Here is a 16,279-nt window from a genome sequence, read left to right as displayed (position 1 = left end):
GCGGGGTGGAGCGCGGCGCGGTGGACCGGGTCAGGCGGAGTCGGCCTCGTGCCGGTCCGGCGGGGTCTCGGCCGGCGGCGCGGGCCGTCGGAGCAGACCTGGGCCGGCCGAGGCAGGCGGGCCGACCGGTTCGCGATCGACAGTGGCCGCGAGGCCGGTTGGCTCGGCTGGGGGCCACTCGCCCGCGCCGTTCGGCTCCGCCGCGGGCGCGACGGCGTCAGCCACCTCGTCGTCAGCCACCGCGCCGACCGACGAACGGACGCCTGCGGGCTGGTCATCGGAGACGCCACTCTCGGGGAGGTCGTCGCCGCCACGCTCATCGACCCGATCGGGGCCGTCGCGCCCGGCGAGGCGCGCGGCACGATCGAGCCCGTCACGCCCCGCGAGGCGCTCGGCGGCTGTCGCGCCCCGCCCGTTGCCGCGCCGTGGGGAGGGCGTGGGCCGGGGCGACAGCAGTCGGGGTGGCACCGCCTCCGGGGCGGTGACCGGGGCCAGGCCGGCGACCACCGTGTTGACGATCTCGGCGGCGTACGAGCCGTCCGGGTCGTAGTCGGGGTCGAAGACGGTCAGCTCGACGCCGAGGCAGTGCGGGGTGTCGACCAGGCCGGCGAGCAGGATCTCCAGCTCGGCGAAGGCGATGCCACCGGGGTCGGGGGCGTCCACGGCCGGCATCACCGCCGGGTCGAGCACGTCGACGTCGATGTGCACCCAGTAGCCCGCGCAGTCGGCGAGCTGCTCGTGCGCCCACTGGGCCGTCCGGGCGGCGCCTTCGGCGCGCAGCGCCGGCACCGGCCGGGTGGTGATGCCCGCGGCCTGGAGGTCGAGGCGGTACTCGTCCTGCGCCCGGATGCCGAGCACCACCACGTCGATGTCGCGGAAGTAGGGCCGACGGCCCTCCAGCGCGGCCAGGTCGGCCTGCCCGCGCCCGGTGACGAGGGCCAGGTCCTCGCCGGCGGCCGCGCCGACGTAGGAGGCGTTGCCGGGGTGCCGGAAGTCGGAGTGCCCGTCGACGAAGACCAGCCCGATCCGCCCGCCTACCGCCTCACCGAGGCGGTGCATGGCCAGGGCGGAGCCGAGCAGCACGGAGCAGTCACCGCCCAGCACCACCGGGAACTCACCCCGGTCGATGATCGAGCCGATCCGCTCGGCGAGGGCGAGGGAGTAGTCGGCGATCTCCCGGGCGTGGCACACGCCGTCACCGGGCCGCCAGTCGCCCGGGTCGTACCGGGGTGGGGTGACGCAGCCGGCGTCGCGGGCCCGCAGCCGGGCCAGCAGGTCGTGGTCACGCAACGCGCCGGGCGCCTTGGCGCAGCCCGGTACGGAGGTGGACGTCGGCGGTCGCAGGCCGAGATTTGTCGGCGCGTCGAGGACGGCGATCCGGCGCATCATGAGCTCCCGTCCTCGGTGGTCGGGCGGGCCGGCGAAACGCCGGCCCGCGCTGGCGTACTACGAACTCACGATCCGTGCGGCTGACTCAGAACAGGGCGCTGGCCAGGGCCCGCCGGGCCGAGGCGACCGCCGGGTCGTCCGGGCCGGCGATGGAGAACAGCGACACCAGGTGCTGGCGGACCGTCTCGCGGTCCTCACCGGCGGTGCGTCGGACCAGGCCGACGAGCCGGGCGTACGCCTGCTCGGCCAGGCCGCTGAGCACCTCGATGTCGGCGGCCAGCAGCTGGGCCGCGACGTCGTCGGGGGCGCTCTCGGCGGCGGCCAGCGCGGCGGCCGGGTCGGCGCCCGCGACCCGGCGGGCCACGCCGACCTGGGCCAGACCCGCAGTGGCGGCGGCGTCCGCCGGTGCGTCCGCGAGGATCTTGCGGTACGCCTGCTCGGCGGCGTCCAGGTCGCCGCTCATGAGCGCGTCGTCCGCCTCGTCGAGGCGCGGGTCCTCCGGTTCGGCGACGGCCACGCCACCGGCCTTGAGCACCGCCTGGATCCACTGGCGGAGCTGGGCCTCGGGCACCACGCCGGAGAAGGCGTCGATCGGCTGACCGCCGACGACCGCGTAGACCATGGGGATGCCCTGGACCCGGAACATCTGGGCGATCCGCGGGTTTTCCTGCACGTCGACCCGGGCGAGCACCCAGGCGCCGGCGCCCTCGGCGGCCAGCCGCTCCAGCACCGGGGCGAACTCGTCGCTCTCCGGGAAGCCGGCCGCACCGAAGAAGACGATGACGGGCATGGCCATCGACCGTTCGAGCACATCGGCCTGGATGGTGGCCTCGGTGACGTCGACGATGGCGGCGTTGCCGTCGGCGGTCTGCGCGCCGGGCACGCCGGCGGACGGGCCGCCCTGCGGGGGTGTGCCGGGGCGGGTACTGGCTGGTGCGGGGCCGCGCAGCGTGCTGAGGTCGACCGCGCCGCGGGTGAAGATCGACGAGGTGATCCGTGGGTCGCTCATGGTTACCTAGTCTCGCACGCGAGCCCGGATTCCCGGCTCACCCACAACTCCGACGTTGCAACTCTCACGCCCCAATCCCACCTCCGCGATCTTGCACTTTCTGTCGCCGAAACGGGGCATTGACCCCGTTCGTCGGGACAGAAAGTGCAAGATCGACGGGGTTAGAAGCGGGCGGGTTCGCGGTAGGTGCCCCACTCGGCCCGGAGGGCGTCGCAGATCTCACCAAGGGTCGCTTCGGCGCGGACCGCGTCGAGCATGGCGGGGATCATGTTCTCGTCGGTGCGGCTGGCGTCGACCATCCGGGCGACAGCCGCGCGGACCGCCGGCTCGTCGCGTCCGGTCTTGCGCTCGGCGAGCACCCGGCGCTGCTCCAGCTCCACCTCGTGCGAGATGCGCAGGATCTCCAGCTCCTTGGCCACCGTGCCGGTGTGGCAGTTGACCCCGACGATCTTCTTGTCGCCCTTCTCCAGGGCCTGCTGGTAGACGAAGGCCGACTCGGCGATGTGCCCGGTGAACCAGCCGTCCTCGATGCCACGCAGGATGCCGGAGGTCATCGGGCCGATCTGGTGCGGCCCGTCCCCGCCGAGTTGCCGGATGCGAGCGAAGATCTCCTCCGCCTCGGCCTCGATCTTGTCGGTCAGCGCCTCGACGTACCAGGAGCCGCCGAGTGGGTCGGCCACGTTGACCACACCGGTCTCCTCCATCAGCACCTGCTGGGTACGCAGGGCGATCTCGGCGGACTCGTCGGTGGGCAGCGCCAGGGTCTCGTCCAGTGCGTTGGTGTGCAGCGAGTTCGTGCCGCCCAGCACCGCCGCGAGCGCCTCGACGGCGGTGCGTACGACGTTGTTGACCGGCTGCTGAGCGGTCAGCGACACTCCGGCGGTCTGCGTGTGGAACCGCAGCCACAGGGCCTTCTCGCTGGTCGCGCCGTAGACGTCACGCAGCCAGCGGGCCCAGATCCGACGGGCGGCCCGGAACTTGGCGATCTCCTCGAAGAAGTCGAGGTGCGAGTCGAAGAAGAAGCTCAGCCCCGGCGCGAAGACGTTCACGTCCAGCCCACGCGAGAGGCCCAGCTCCACGTAGCCGAAGCCGTCGGCCAGGGTGTACGCCAGCTCCTGCGCGGCGGTCGAACCGGCCTCGCGGATGTGGTAGCCGGAGACCGACAGCGGCTTGTAGCGCGGGATTTCCGCCGCGCAGTACTCCATCAGGTCGCCGATCAGGCGCAAGTGCGGCTCGGGGTCGAAGAGCCACTCCTTCTGCGCGATGTACTCCTTGAAGATGTCGGTCTGCAGCGTGCCGTCCAGCTTGGACAGGTCGGCGCCCTGCCGCTCCGCGGCGACCAGGTACATGCAGAACACCGGCACGGCCGGACCGGAGATGGTCATCGAGGTGGTGACGTCGGCCAGGTCGATGCCGTCGAAGAGCGCCTGCATGTCGGTGGCGGTGTCGATGGCGACCCCGCAGTGGCCGACCTCGCCGAGCGCCTGCGGGTCGTCCGAGTCGCGGCCCATCAGCGTCGGCATGTCGAACGCGACCGAGAGCCCGCCGCCGCCGGCGCCGAGGATCATCTTGTACCGCTCGTTGGTCTGCTGCGCGTTGCCGAAGCCCGCGAACTGCCGGATCGTCCAGGTCCGCCCGCGGTAGCCGGTCGGATGAAGACCCCGGGTGTACGGGTACTCGCCCGGCCAGCCGATCCGCTCGAAGCCCGGGTACGCGCTGCCCTCCGGCGGCCCGTAGACCGGCTCCACAGGCATCCCGGAGAGCGTGGTGAAGTCGGCGTCCCGCTTGCGCGCGGAGTCGTACCGGGCCTGCCAGCGCGCCCGTCCGGCGTCGATCTCGTCGGCGTCCATGCGCAGGGCTCCTCCTCGGTTCCTCGATTGCACATCGAGTGTAGAGCCCCGGCCTGAACGATCGCTAAGTCACGTCGTACCCGTGGGTAACGTGAGGTGCGGGAATCCCAGGTCGGGAGGCGGGCCGAGGTGTCGACCACGCGACGGGCGCGGGTGGTCAACGACCACCCGCGCCCGCAGCCGAGCCAGATCGCTGATCTAGTAGTTGCGGGTCTTCACCAGGAACGCGTAGCCGACCACCGTGGTGCCGTTCCAGTTGTACATCGGGTAGCACTGCTGCGGCGACGTCCACGTGGAGACGTAGGTCGGCCGTGCCGCCTTGCACGCCGCCATCGTCGGGTACATCGGACTGCTGTAATCCGCCAGAGCCGGCGAAGCAGTGCCCAGCACCAGACCGCCAGCCAGAGCGACAGCGGCGATGACGTTACGAGAGCGGGGGCGGCGCGAGATTTTCGCCATCTACAGTCCATTCCTGACGAGTTGGTCCATCAAGGTCCCTGACGCCAGGAGCCTAGTGGCATCCAAGATCGTCGAAGCGACGGCCCGACATGCCTGCAGCCGACCAGGCCGCCGGCCGATCCGGCTCGTCGAGGTCAGACCGTGGGAGTCGCGGGTCCGCCCATCGCCACGTCGTCGACCCGGATGTTGACCTCGTCGACCCGCAGCCCGTACGCCTCGACCGCCTCGGTGACCCGGGCCCGCACCTGCCCGGTGATCTCCGGGACCGGCTGACCGGCCTGGATCACCAACACCAGGTTGACCACGGCCGCGTCCCCGGTGACGTGGGCCGAACAACCCCGCCGGGCGTCGCCGACCTGGTCCAGCCCGACGCGATCGAGGACCGCGTTGAAGAACCGCGCGACGTCCCCGCCCATCTCGGCCACACCGGGCACCGAGCTGGCGGCCGCGACGGCGATCTTCTCGATCACCTCGTCGGAGACCTTCGTCGTCCCGCCGGCCACCGCCGGCACCGTGCCCAGCTCGCGCGTCGCCTCGTCACTCACGTCCCGCTCCCCTGCCGTCGTCCCGCACCGACCCCGCCCGGGGCCCGCGCGAGCGGTGCCCGCGCGAGCGCGAGCCTACTGCCTCCCGGAGCCCGCACACCGTCCGCTGTGAACGCGAGGGGGCACCGCCGGCGCCGGTTCGCTATCTTGCCCCCCATGGCATGGATTCTTGCCGCCGCGCTGGCGGGCTCGGCGGTCGTCCTCCTGGTCGCGGTGTGGCTGGTTCGGCTCTACAACAGGCTGGTCCGGATGCGTAACCAGGTGGATGCGTCCTGGTCCCAGATCGACGTGCAGCTCAAGCGACGCCACGACCTGATCCCGAACCTGGTGGAGACCGTCAAGGGGTACGCGTCGCACGAGCGCGACACCCTGGCCGCCGTGCTGGCCGCGCGCGGCGAGGCCAGCACGCACACCGCCGGCGACCCGGGGAGGGCCGAAGCCGAGAACGCGCTGAGTCAGGCTCTGGGTCGGCTCGTCGCGCTCGCCGAGGCGTACCCGCAGTTGCGGGCGAGCGAGAACTTCGCGGCGTTGCAGGGCGACCTGGCCACCACCGAGGACAAGATCGCCTACTCCCGGCAGTTCCTGACGTACGCGGTACAGCAGTACAACACGGCGATCCAGAGCTTTCCGGCGAACCTGGTCGCCGGCCCGCTCGGCTTCCAGCGGCGCGGACTGTTCGCCGCCACGGACTCCGACCGTGGCGTGATCGCGGTCGGTCTCTGAGCGGTGACGGACCTCCTCCTCGCCGGCGCCGCCGTCGGGCTCTGGCTCCTCGCGTACGGAGCCTGCCGGGTCGCCACCCGACCGGCGCCACCGGCGGCCCGACCGGCCACCATGGACCTCGGCTCGGAACCACCCGCCGTGGTAAGCATGCTGGTCAACGGCGGGTCGACGCGCGCGGGTGCGGCCGAGTCGATCCTGCTCGACCTCGCCGCAGCCGGCTACTACGAGCTGCGGCAGCCGGACGCCGACCCCTATCGCACCACCATCCATCTCGCCGGGGGCCGTCCGGACGACAGCGGCCTGCGGCCGTACGAGCGGCAGGTCCTGGCGCGGGTTCGGGGGCTCGCCGTCGACGGGGTGGTGCCGCCGACCGCGCTGGCCCTGCGCGACGAGGACGAGGCCAAGAACTGGAACAGCCAGCTGCGCGCCGCCGTGGTCGCCGACGCCCGGGCGGCCGGGCTGTCCCGGCGCCGATTCGGGCAGACGATGATGACCGCGCTCTACGTCGGCGCGGCCGCGGTGGGCGTGGTCTGCGGCCTCGTGGCGGTGCACCGCACGCACCTGAGGTGGACGTTCCTGTTCTCCCTCACCGTCGCCCTGGTGCTCGCGGGCCTGGTGCAGCGCGTCGGCGAGCGAGCGACCCCGGCGGGGCTGGAAGCCACCTCCCGGTGGCTCGCGGTGGGTGCCTGGTTGCGCAGCCACGAGCAGTTCGCCGAGCTGCCACCCTCGGCGGTGGCGATCTGGGACCGTTACCTGGCATACGGCGCCGCGCTGGGCGTGACCCGCCGCGCCAGTTACCTGCTCGGCCTCGACGTCGGCAGCCAGCGCGACCTCTGGTCGTCCTACCGGGGCGGCTGGCACCGGATCCGGGTGCGCTATCCGCGCGGCCGACCCGGGTACGGCAGCTCCACGCCCACCCTGCTCTGGCAGGCGGTGCTGGCGGTGGTGTCGGGACGACTGGTGCTGGCCGTCACCGGCTACACCAGCTGGTACTCGCTGCCGGCGTATCCGCTGCTCGTCGGCGGCACCTACCTGCTGGTCGGCGCGCTGGTGGACCGGGTGCGGTCGGTGACCGTCACCGGGCAGGTGCTGGCGCTGCGCCCGCACCAGCGGGCCAGCCGCCACCTGGTCCACCTGGTGCTCGACGACGGGACCGCCGACCGGACCACCGCCTGGGCGACGCCCGGCGGCCGGGCCGACCGCTGCCGGCCGGGCGACGTCGTGACGATCACCGCCCGGCCGTGGAGCCGCCGGGTCGACACCCTCACCCGACGCTCGCCGGCACGCCCGGACACCCAGCGGACCGAGCCGCTGGTCACGGACGTCTTCGGCGAGGTACGTCAGGTGCCGGCCGGGCCGCTCCCGATCTCCGTCGAGGACGTCGCGCGGGTCGTCGGCCATCCCGTACGCGTGGCACGCGGGCCGCGGCGCGTCGACTTCCGCTCCGAGCGCGACGACAGCACCGTGCTGCGCGCCGCCTGGGCGGACGGTACGGCGGGACAGATCGCGTGGCGGGCCAACGCGCGTGGCGTCGCCACCCCGCTACCGGGCGTCGGCGACGAGGCGTACGCCAGCGGCAACAAGGTGGTGCTGCGCGTCGGCGACAGCACGCTGGTGCTCACCGCGCTCGGCAGCGGGCGGCTCGGGACGCCGCACCTTCCGTGGCTGCTCACCAGATGTGCGCGCGACGCCCTCACGGGTGCCTGACCCACCGCTGGGGTGGGCTGTCGAGCGGGCGGCTCAGGAGCCGAGCTGATCGAGCAGCTCGTCGGCCGCCGCGTACGGGTCGAGGGCACCCTCGGCCACCGAGGCGGCGAGCGTGCTCAGCTGCGTACCGTCGCGCAGTGAGCCGATCTTGGCGCGGAGGGCGCCGAGCGCGATGGCCTCGATCTCGGCGGCGGCCCGCGCCTCCTGGCGGCGGCGCAACTCGCCGTGCTCGACCAGCCAGCCCCGGTGCTTGTCGATGGCGGCGGCGATGTCGTCGATGCCCTCGCCCCGGGCCGCGACAGCCCGGACCACCTGCGGTCGCCACTGCCCCGGCCCGCGCTCACCGAGGGCGATCATGCCCTGGATGTCGCGGACTGTGGCGTCGACGCCGTCCCGGTCGGCCTTGTTGACCACGAACACGTCGGCGATCTCCAGGATGCCGGCCTTGACCGCCTGGATCGCGTCGCCCATGCCGGGGGCGAGCAGCACGAGCGTGGTGTCGGCAAGCGAGGCGACCTCCACCTCGGCCTGCCCGACGCCGACGGTCTCCACCAGCACCACGTCACAGCCGGCGCCCTCCAGCACGCGGACCGCCTGCGGTGTCGCCGCCGCCAGCCCGCCGAGGTGCCCCCGGCTGGACATGGACCGGATGTAGACGCCCGGATCGGTGGCGTGGTCCTGCATGCGCACCCGGTCGCCGAGGATCGCGCCGCCGGTGAACGGGCTGGACGGGTCGACCGCCAGCACGCCGACCCGGTGCCCACGTTCCCGCAGCGCACGGACCAGCTCGTTGGTGGTGGTGGACTTGCCCACCCCCGGCGAGCCGGTGAGGCCGACGACCTGGGCCTGCCCGGCGTACGGCGCCAACGCGGCGGCGACTGCCGGCAGCAGTTCGTCGCCGTTCTCCACCAGCGTGATCAGCCGGGCCACCGCGCGGGGGTCACCCGCGCGGGCCCGCTCGACCAGCAGGGGTACGTCCCGGCTGCGGCGCACGGACGTGGTGGCCGCCGCCGGGACGCCCTCGATCGCATCGCTCACTGTGCAGCCGCTGCGCTTCCCGGCACGTGGATGATCAGCGCGTCGCCCTGGCCGCCACCGCCGCAGAGAGCCGCCGCGCCCGTGCCGCCGCCGCGCCGCTTCAACTCAAGGGCGAGGGTGAGGACGAGACGAGCACCGGACATGCCGATCGGGTGACCCAGCGCGATCGCGCCGCCGTTGACGTTGACCTTGTCGGAGCTGACGCCCAGGTCGCGGGCGGACTGGATGCCGACCTGCGCGAACGCCTCGTTGATCTCGATGAGGTCCAGGTCCTCCACGCTCAGGCCGCCCTTCTTCAGGGCGTGGTTGATCGCGTTGGACGGCTGCGAGTGCAGGGAGTTGTCCGGGCCCGCCACGTTGCCGTGCGCACCGATCTCGGCCAGCCAGGTCAGGCCCAGCTCGTTGGCCTTGGCCTTGCTCATGACGACAACTGCCGCCGCGCCGTCGGAGATCGGCGAGGAGCTGCCGGCCGTGATGGTGCCGTCCTTGGTGAACGCGGGGCGCAGCTTGGCCAGCGACTCGGCGGTCGTGTCCGGGCGGATGCCCTCGTCGTCGCTGATCACCAGCGGGTCACCCTTGCGCTGCGGGATCAGCACCGGGGTGATCTCCTCGGCGAAGTGGCCGTTCTTCTGCGCGGCGGCGGCCCGCTGGTGACTGGCCGCGGCGAACGCGTCCTGCTCCTCGCGGGAGATGCCGTGCTTCGTGCCGAGACGCTCGGTCGACTCGCCCATCGAGCAGCAGTCCCAGGCGTCGCTGAGCCCGTCGTGCGCCATGTGGTCCTTGACCACCACGTCGCCGTACTTGTAGCCGGAGCGCTGGCCCATCAGCAGGTGCGGGGCGTTGGTCATCGACTCCATGCCACCGGCCACCACGATGTCGAACTCGCCGGCCCGGATGAGCTGGTCGGCCAGGGCGATCGCGTCCAGCCCGGAGAGGCAGACCTTGTTGATCGTCAGCGCCGGAACCGACATCGGCACGCCGGCCTCGACGGCCGCCTGCCGGGCCGGGATCTGCCCGGCGCCTGCCTGGAGCACCTGGCCCATGATCACGTACTGGACCTGGTCCGGGCTGACCCCGGCCCGCTCCAGGGCTGCCTTGATGGCGATCCCGCCGAGCTTGGTGGCCGGAAGGTCCTTGAGGTTGCCCAGCAGCCGCCCCATCGGGGTCCGCGCGCCGCTGACGATCACCGAAGCCATGCCTGCCTCCGAGGGGGGTGCCGAGCTGTACGCCTTAACGATTGTTCGGCCAGACTAGCGCCATGGCTGAGAACTCCCCCGTCGAGCCCGGTGCGGACTACGTCACAGACATCGGGCTTCGCAAGATTGACCACGTCGGCATCGCCGTCGCCGACCTGGATGCCGCGATCGACTTCTACCAGCGGACCTTCGGGATGCGCTGCGTACACGTCGAGACCAACGCCGAGCAGGGCGTACGGGAAGCGATGCTGGCCGTCGGGCCGACCGCCGAGGGCGGCTGCGTGCAACTGCTGGCCCCGCTCACCCCGGAGTCGACGATCGCGAAGTTCCTCGACCGCAACGGGCCGGGCGTGCAGCAGGTCGCGTACACGGTGGCGGACATCGACGTGGCCTGCGCGGCGCTGCGCGAGCGGGGGGTGCGACTGCTGTACGACGCCCCGCGCCGCGGCACCGCCGACAGCCGCATCAACTTCGTCCACCCCAAGGACGCCGGAGGCGTCCTGATCGAACTGGTCGAACCCGCCCCCACCCACTAACCCCACCCAGCCCGACCCCGCACGCACTCCCGGCCCCGCTCCCCGCGCCCGGCGCCCGCTCTCGCGCCCGGCCCCGCGCCCGCTCCCGGCCTCGCGCCCGCTCCCGGCTCCCGCGCCCGGCTCCCGGTGATCAAGAGGTTTGCGTCAATCCGCGCCCAGCAGATGACGCAAACCTCTTGATCACCGGGAGCGGCCGGGGGCCGGCCGGGGGTGAGGCATGGGGGTCGGCCGGGGGGCGGGCGTGGGAGTCGGCCGGGGGTCGGCGCGCACTTCTGTGCGTGGTTCGCGGGGTGGCCGGGCACCTTCACGCATCGGTCGATGCAGTTTTTCACAGAGGACTTCCCGCCCTAGCTACCGTTCAGTAACGTCCCGGCCCACAGGAGCGCGACCGGGGCCGGATGTGTCGAATGCCGACATGGTGGTCGTGCTCACCGGCGCCGACGATGGCAGCACCCGGGCCCGTGCGGGTGCGGGGACGAACCGGAGGTCACCGTGCAGGACATCCTCGAAGCGATCATGGCGGCGGAGGAATCGAACGACCCGGACCGCGAGCTGGCGGGTGTTGCCGGACTGCCCGTGCCGGAGAGTTACCGAGGCGTGGTCGTCCGCGCCGAGGAGTCCCGGATGTTCGACGGCATGGCCACCCGGGACAAGGACCCCCGCAAGGCGCTGCACGTGCAGGAGGTGCCGACGCCGGAGCTGGCGCCGGGCGAGGCGTTGATCGCGGTGATGGCCAGCGCGATCAACTACAACACCGTGTGGACCAGCATCTTCGAGCCGGTGTCCACCTTCAAGTTCCTCGAACGCTACGGCCGGGTCTCCGAGCTGACCCGCCGGCACGACCTGCCGTACCACGTGGTCGGCTCGGACGCGGCAGGCGTGGTGCTGCGTACCGGCCCGGGGGTGACCCGGTGGGCGGCCGGCGACGAGGTCGTCGCGCACTGCCTCTCGGTCGAGCTGGAGGACGCCGCCGGCCACGACGACACCATGCTCGACCCGCAGCAGCGGATCTGGGGCTTCGAGACCAACTTCGGCGGCCTGGCCGAGCTGGCCGTGGTCAAGGCCAACCAGCTGATGCCCAAGCCGCGGCACCTGAGCTGGGAGGAGGCGGCCAGCCCGGGGCTGGTCAACTCCACCGCGTACCGGCAGCTCGTCTCGCACCACGGCGCCAACATGAAGCAGGGCGACGTGGTGCTGATCTGGGGCGCCTCCGGCGGCCTCGGCGGGTACGCCACCCAGATGGCCCTCAACGGCGGCGCGATCCCCGTCTGCGTCGTCTCGTCGCCGGAGAAGGCCGAGCTGTGCCGCCGGATGGGCGCGGACCTGGTCATCGACCGGGCAGCCGAGGGCTTCCGGTTCTGGAAGGACGAGGAGACCCAGGACCAGAGCGAGTGGCGGCGCTTCGGCGAGCGGATCCGTGAGCTGACCGGTGGCGAGGACCCGGACATCGTCTTCGAGCACCCGGGCCGGGAGACGTTCGGCGCGAGCGTCTACGTGGCCCGCCGTGGCGGCACCATCGTCACCTGCGCGTCCACGAGCGGGTTCCAGCACCAGTACGACAACCGCTACCTGTGGATGCACCTGAAGCGGATCGTGGGCAGCCACTTCGCCAACTACCACGAGGCGTGGCAGGCCAACCGTCTGGTCGCGCTCGGCAAGGTGCACCCCACGGTGTCGCGTACCTACCCGTTGGAGCAGACCGGTCAGGCCGCGTACGAGGTGCACCGCAACGCGCACCAGGGCAAGGTCGGGGTGCGCTGCCTCGCGCCGGCCGACGCGTTGGGCGTCCGTGACGGGGAGTTGCGGGCCCGGCACGAGGAAGCGATCAACCGGTTCCGGGGGCACTGAGCGGGCCACCGGCCGGACGGATGAGCGGCCGATGGCCAATGCGGTGATCGGCCATTGTTCTTCCAACCCCATTAGCTGGAACCCAACCGGATCGAACAAAGGGCCACGGGTCGCACCCGTGGCCCTTTTTCGCGTTACGCTGCGTGGCGTCCGTCCCGCCCGGGACCTGCCAAGATCGCCGATTGGTCCGGCCTCGTCGGCCAGGTCAGTTGACCATGTAATGAGGACACGAAAGCTCCGTACCGCTCTTGCGAAGCACCCTGGGGCGTCTGCCAGTATGTCCCAATGCCCCAGCAGCAGTCCTCCCCTCTCGCGTTCTTCGATAACGCGAACTCGCAGCCAGATTTCACCGTTGGCCTGCGCGGATACAACACTCACCAGGTCGATGACTTCATCGGCCGGATGACCGCCGCGCTGACCCAGTCCGAGCAGGCCCGTGCCGAGGCTGAGCAGCGGATGAACGACGCCCAGCGTCGCCTCCGCCAGGCCGAGCAGCGCATGAGTGCGCTGGAGCAGAAGCTCACCGACACGAACAAGCAGCTCGAAGAGAACAGCCGGCCCACCCTCTCGGGGCTCGGCACCCGCGTTGAGCAGATCCTCCGGCTCGCCGAGGAGCAGGCCAACGACCACCGCAACGAGGCCAAGCGCGAGTCGGAGGGCATCCTCTCCGCCGCCCGCCTCGAGGCCCGGGAGATCACGGACAAGGCCCGCGCCGAGGCCGCCGCGATGAAGGCCAGCGCCGAGCGCGAGGCCGGCAACCTGCGCACCGCCGCCGAGCGTGAGGCCGCCGAGGTCCGGGTGCAGGCCCGCCGCGAGGCCGACACGCTGCGCGCCGACGCCGACCGCGAGACCAAGCAGCTGCGTACGGTGACCGCGCACGAGGTGGCCGAGCTGAAGTCGACTGTCGAGCGTGAGGTGGCCACCCTCCGGGCCACCGCCGAGCGGGAGATCACCCAGCAGCGGGCCAAGGCCGCCCGCGAGGCCGAGGAGAAGCGCGCCGAGGCCACCAAGCTGCTCACCGACGCACGGGACAAGCGCGACAAGGACCTCCAGGCCCTGGAGCTGCAGCTGGCCGAGCGGCGCGAGAAGGCCGAGCGCGAGGAGTCCGAGCGGCACGCCGCCCAGGTCGCGCAGACCCAGAAGCTGGTCAGCGAGGCCGAGCAGCGTGCCCGGGCCGCGCAGGAGCGCGCCAAGGAGATCGAGCAGCGCGCCGAGGCCCGCCGGGTCGAGTCGGAGCGCCACGCCAACGAGACGATCGATAAGGCCAAGGCGCACTCCGAGAAGACGCTCAACGAGGCCAAGGCCGAGTCGCAGCGCCTGCTCACCGAGGCGCGCACCGAGGCCGAGCTGACCACGCAGGCCGCCCGCCGCGAGGTCGAGGACCTCACCCGGCAGAAGGACGCGGTCACCTCGCAGCTCGGTCAGATGCTCTCCGGGCTCGCCGGCATCGTGCCCGGCGTGCCGGCGGCGGCTGCCCCGGCGGCCAAGCCGGAGGCGAAGAAGACCGACGGCGGACAGGAGCGGGTGACCGCGGAGACCGCCGGCTGACCCGAGGCGTCAGGTTGGGGCATCGACGGCGCGAGGTGACACCGGGTGACCGGTGTGACCTCGCGCCGTGTGCGTTTCCCAACCCTCGGTGTGGTGCCCTCGCCACGGAGTGAAGTAGGTCCCACAAGCGGCGTCCGTATCGCCCCAGCAGGGGGCGATGCGTGTGAGGATGGGGGCATGTCGCACGGCGAGGAACTGTTCGCTCTCGGCGGGGACGTGACCACGGAGCCCAGCTTCGAGTCCGCTCTGCGGGGGTACGAGAAGAAGCAGGTTGACCGGTACGTCGCGCGTGCCGAGCACGAGATCGCGACCCTCGCCGCCGAACGGGAACAGGCCTATACACAGATCCACAAGCTCGCCGGCCAGGTCGAGGTTCTGCAACGGGATCTGACCCAGGTCCGCAAGCAGATGAACGTGGTGGACCGGGCCTCCTTCCGGCACCTGGGCCCCCGCGTCGAGTCGATCCTCACCCTCGCCGAGGAGCAGGCCGAGCAGATCCTGTCGGCGGCCAACGAGGAGATCGACGCCCGTCGCGCCACCGCCGAGCACATCATCGAGGAGGCCCGCGAGCAGGCCGCGCGGGCGTTGAAGGACTTCGAGATCGCGCTCGCCGCCCGACGCCAGGAGGAGGAGCGGCACAGCGCTTCTCGCCGCGCGGAGGCGGACGCGACCCTGCGGTCGGCCAAGGACGAGTCGGCGAAGCTGCGCAAGGCGGCGCAGGACGAGTTGGCCAAGGCCCAGCAGGAGGCCACCCAGCTGCGGGACACCGCCAAGGAGATCCACACCCGGGCGCAGCAGGAGGCCACCAAGCTGCGCGAGGCGGCCCGCGAGGCGCTGACCACGGCCCGGCAGGAGGCCGGCGAGCTGCGTGAGGCTGCCAAGGAGGTACACGCCAAGGCCCAGCAGGAGGCCAAGCGGCTCACCGACACGGCGACCGAGGCGGGCCGGGCGACCCACGCCAAGGCACAGCAGGAGGCCAAGCAGATCATCGACGACGCGTCGATGGCCGGTCGGGCCACCCGCGCCAAGGCACAGCAGGAGGCCGAGCGGCTCACCACGCAGGCGTCCGAGTCGGCCAAGCGCAGCCGGGCCGAGACCGAGGCGTACGTGCAGCGGATGCGCAGCGAGACCGAGGCGTACGTCCAGCAGTCCCGGGCGCAGACCCAGCAGGAGCTGGGCGCCTGGCGGGCCGGCGTGGAGCAGGAGGTCAACTCGCGGCGCGAAGCTGCCGATCGCGAGCTGGCCCAGCGACGGTCCACCGCCGAGCAGGAGTTCGCCAAGCGACGCGACGAGCTGGACAAGCAGCACGAGTCCCGCCAGCAGGAGCTGGAGTCGGGTTGGGCCGCGCGCAGCGCCGAGCTGGAGACCGAGTACACGGCACGCCGCGACGAGCTGGAGACCGGGTACACGACCCGCCGCGACGAGCTGGAGACCGAGTACACGACCCGCAAGAACGAGATCGAGCAGGGCGCCGATGCGATCCGCCTGGCGGCCGAGCAGGACGCGTCGACCCTGCGCCAGCGCGCCGAGACGGAGGCGGCCGAGCTGTTGAGCCGCGCCGAGACCGAGGCGGGCGACAAGCGCCGCAAGGCCGACGAGCACGTCGCGGCCTCGCGCCGCCAGTTCGAGGAGTACGCGGCCACGACCCAGCAGCACCTGGCGACCACGCAGCAGCACCTGGCGGCGACGCAGCAGGAGGCCGCCGCGGGCCGGCAGCAGCTCGCCCAGGTGATGTTGGAGATCGCGCAGGCCCAGCAGCAGCTCGCCGACCTGCGGCAGGAGACCTGGAAGGCGCGGCAGGAGTCCGACGAGCTTGAGCGGCAGATGGCTGAGGTGCGGCTGCGCAGCACCACCGGCCCGATCGACGGCCCGACCGCACCCGCCACGGACGACAGCCCCGTCGCGACGGCCGTGACCGGGTCGGGTGCCGACGACGCCGGGGCGCCGGTCGCCGCCGGCACCGCGAACGGCCTCAAGCCCGAGCCCGACGACGCCGGCGCACCCGTCGCCGCCAGCACGGCGAACGGTCTCAAGCCCGAGCCCGACGACGCCGGGGCACCCGTCGCCGCCGGCACGGCCAACGGCCTCAAGCCCGAGCCCGACGACGCCCGGCAGCCGGCGAACGCCGCCGCGGGCGGCGAGTCCGGGCAGTCCACGACCCGTCCGGTGGCCGAGCCGGTGACCACTGTCGACGGCGGCGCGGCCAGCGCCGGGGTGGACGGCGAACCGACCGTGGCGGCCGTTCCGGGCGAGGGTGGCCGGGGAGCCAAGCCGACGAAGATCACCAGCACCGGCGAGAACGGCAAGCGTCCCAGCAAGCCGACCACCGACGAGCGCAGCGCCAAGCCCAGCAAGGTCACGATCGAAAAGGACTGACGGTACGTCCCCGAGCTTCGAGATCTTGGACAGTTTCCGTTAGCAGCTAACGGAA

General features: G+C 72.3%; 13 protein-coding genes. 6 read left to right on the top strand and 7 right to left on the bottom strand.

The window, feature by feature from the left end; genetic code table 11:
• Nucleotides 1-30: 30 nt before the first annotated feature.
• From AB0B97_RS22325 to AB0B97_RS22305, 5 genes are all read right to left on the bottom strand, one after another.
• On the bottom strand, nucleotides 31-1,389 hold the full coding sequence (locus tag AB0B97_RS22325; RefSeq protein WP_357496058.1) for an arginase family protein: 1,359 nt from the start codon (nucleotides 1,387-1,389) through the stop codon (nucleotides 31-33).
• A gap of 85 nt (nucleotides 1,390-1,474) precedes the next feature.
• The gene (locus AB0B97_RS22320; protein WP_357496056.1) at nucleotides 1,475-2,398 is read right to left on the bottom strand and encodes a tetratricopeptide repeat protein; all 924 of its coding nucleotides are present in this window, start codon (nucleotides 2,396-2,398) and stop codon (nucleotides 1,475-1,477) included.
• A 161-nt stretch (nucleotides 2,399-2,559) separates the two neighbouring features.
• Nucleotides 2,560-4,248 carry a methylmalonyl-CoA mutase family protein gene (locus tag AB0B97_RS22315; RefSeq protein ID WP_234582057.1) on the bottom strand — a complete coding sequence of 563 codons (1,689 nt, stop codon included), beginning with the start codon at nucleotides 4,246-4,248 and terminating at the stop codon, nucleotides 2,560-2,562.
• A 198-nt stretch (nucleotides 4,249-4,446) separates the two neighbouring features.
• Entirely contained in the window at nucleotides 4,447-4,707 is a 261-nt protein-coding gene (locus tag AB0B97_RS22310; RefSeq protein ID WP_357496054.1) for a hypothetical protein, read from the bottom strand.
• Between the two features lie 134 nt (nucleotides 4,708-4,841).
• Complete coding sequence (locus AB0B97_RS22305) at nucleotides 4,842-5,252, bottom strand: Asp23/Gls24 family envelope stress response protein (protein WP_234582055.1); 411 nt, start codon at nucleotides 5,250-5,252, stop codon at nucleotides 4,842-4,844.
• Between the two features lie 156 nt (nucleotides 5,253-5,408).
• Here AB0B97_RS22305 and AB0B97_RS22300 point away from each other — a divergent pair, with 156 nt between their 5' ends.
• Both AB0B97_RS22300 and AB0B97_RS22295 read left to right on the top strand, forming a co-directional pair.
• Nucleotides 5,409-5,975, top strand: a complete 567-nt coding sequence (locus tag AB0B97_RS22300; RefSeq protein ID WP_357496052.1) for a LemA family protein — start codon at nucleotides 5,409-5,411, stop codon at nucleotides 5,973-5,975.
• 3 nt (nucleotides 5,976-5,978) lie between these two features.
• Nucleotides 5,979-7,682, top strand: coding sequence for a hypothetical protein (locus AB0B97_RS22295; protein ID WP_357496050.1), 1,704 nt, complete (start codon nucleotides 5,979-5,981; stop codon nucleotides 7,680-7,682).
• Between the two features lie 33 nt (nucleotides 7,683-7,715).
• Here AB0B97_RS22295 and meaB read toward each other — a convergent pair whose 3' ends face one another.
• The gene (gene meaB / locus AB0B97_RS22290) at nucleotides 7,716-8,720 is read right to left on the bottom strand and encodes a methylmalonyl Co-A mutase-associated GTPase MeaB (protein ID WP_357496048.1); all 1,005 of its coding nucleotides are present in this window, start codon (nucleotides 8,718-8,720) and stop codon (nucleotides 7,716-7,718) included.
• Nucleotides 8,717-9,916: an acetyl-CoA C-acetyltransferase gene (locus AB0B97_RS22285; RefSeq protein WP_234582051.1), complete on the bottom strand. Its 1,200-nt coding sequence runs from the start codon at nucleotides 9,914-9,916 to the stop codon at nucleotides 8,717-8,719. The genes meaB and AB0B97_RS22285 overlap by 4 nt, the downstream gene beginning before the upstream one ends.
• A gap of 62 nt (nucleotides 9,917-9,978) precedes the next feature.
• On the opposite strand from AB0B97_RS22285, the gene mce reads away from it, so the two are divergent.
• The 4 genes from mce (at nucleotide 9,979) to AB0B97_RS22265 (ending at nucleotide 16,224) form a co-directional block, all read left to right on the top strand.
• Nucleotides 9,979-10,452 carry a methylmalonyl-CoA epimerase gene (mce, locus tag AB0B97_RS22280; RefSeq protein ID WP_234582050.1) on the top strand — a complete coding sequence of 158 codons (474 nt, stop codon included), beginning with the start codon at nucleotides 9,979-9,981 and terminating at the stop codon, nucleotides 10,450-10,452.
• 492 nt (nucleotides 10,453-10,944) lie between these two features.
• Complete coding sequence (gene ccrA, locus AB0B97_RS22275) at nucleotides 10,945-12,300, top strand: crotonyl-CoA carboxylase/reductase (protein ID WP_357496045.1); 1,356 nt, start codon at nucleotides 10,945-10,947, stop codon at nucleotides 12,298-12,300.
• Nucleotides 12,301-12,585: 285 nt separating this feature from the next.
• The gene (locus AB0B97_RS22270) at nucleotides 12,586-13,848 is read left to right on the top strand and encodes a cell division protein DivIVA (protein WP_234582048.1); all 1,263 of its coding nucleotides are present in this window, start codon (nucleotides 12,586-12,588) and stop codon (nucleotides 13,846-13,848) included.
• A 177-nt stretch (nucleotides 13,849-14,025) separates the two neighbouring features.
• Complete coding sequence (locus AB0B97_RS22265; RefSeq protein WP_357496043.1) at nucleotides 14,026-16,224, top strand: hypothetical protein; 2,199 nt, start codon at nucleotides 14,026-14,028, stop codon at nucleotides 16,222-16,224.
• The last annotated feature ends 55 nt before the right edge of the window (nucleotides 16,225-16,279 follow it).

The sequence above is a fragment of the Micromonospora sp. NPDC049004 genome (assembly GCF_040649315.1).
Lineage (GTDB): Bacteria > Actinomycetota > Actinomycetes > Mycobacteriales > Micromonosporaceae > Micromonospora.
This window is presented reverse-complemented; position numbering and strand designations above follow the sequence as displayed.

Bases quoted from the DNA above. Each gene is read 5' to 3' on its own strand.
- AB0B97_RS22325 (WP_357496058.1), bottom strand. From the start codon at position 1,389: ATGATGCGCCGGATCGCCGTCCTCGACGCGCCGACAAATCTCGGCCTG.
- AB0B97_RS22320 (WP_357496056.1), bottom strand. From the start codon at position 2,398: ATGAGCGACCCACGGATCACCTCGTCGATCTTCACCCGCGGCGCGGTC.
- AB0B97_RS22315 (WP_234582057.1), bottom strand. From the start codon at position 4,248: ATGGACGCCGACGAGATCGACGCCGGACGGGCGCGCTGGCAGGCCCGG.
- AB0B97_RS22310 (WP_357496054.1), bottom strand. From the start codon at position 4,707: ATGGCGAAAATCTCGCGCCGCCCCCGCTCTCGTAACGTCATCGCCGCT.
- AB0B97_RS22300 (WP_357496052.1), top strand. From the start codon at position 5,409: ATGGCATGGATTCTTGCCGCCGCGCTGGCGGGCTCGGCGGTCGTCCTC.
- AB0B97_RS22285 (WP_234582051.1), bottom strand. From the start codon at position 9,916: ATGGCTTCGGTGATCGTCAGCGGCGCGCGGACCCCGATGGGGCGGCTG.
- mce (WP_234582050.1), top strand. From the start codon at position 9,979: ATGGCTGAGAACTCCCCCGTCGAGCCCGGTGCGGACTACGTCACAGAC.
- AB0B97_RS22270 (WP_234582048.1), top strand. From the start codon at position 12,586: ATGCCCCAGCAGCAGTCCTCCCCTCTCGCGTTCTTCGATAACGCGAAC.
- AB0B97_RS22265 (WP_357496043.1), top strand. From the start codon at position 14,026: ATGTCGCACGGCGAGGAACTGTTCGCTCTCGGCGGGGACGTGACCACG.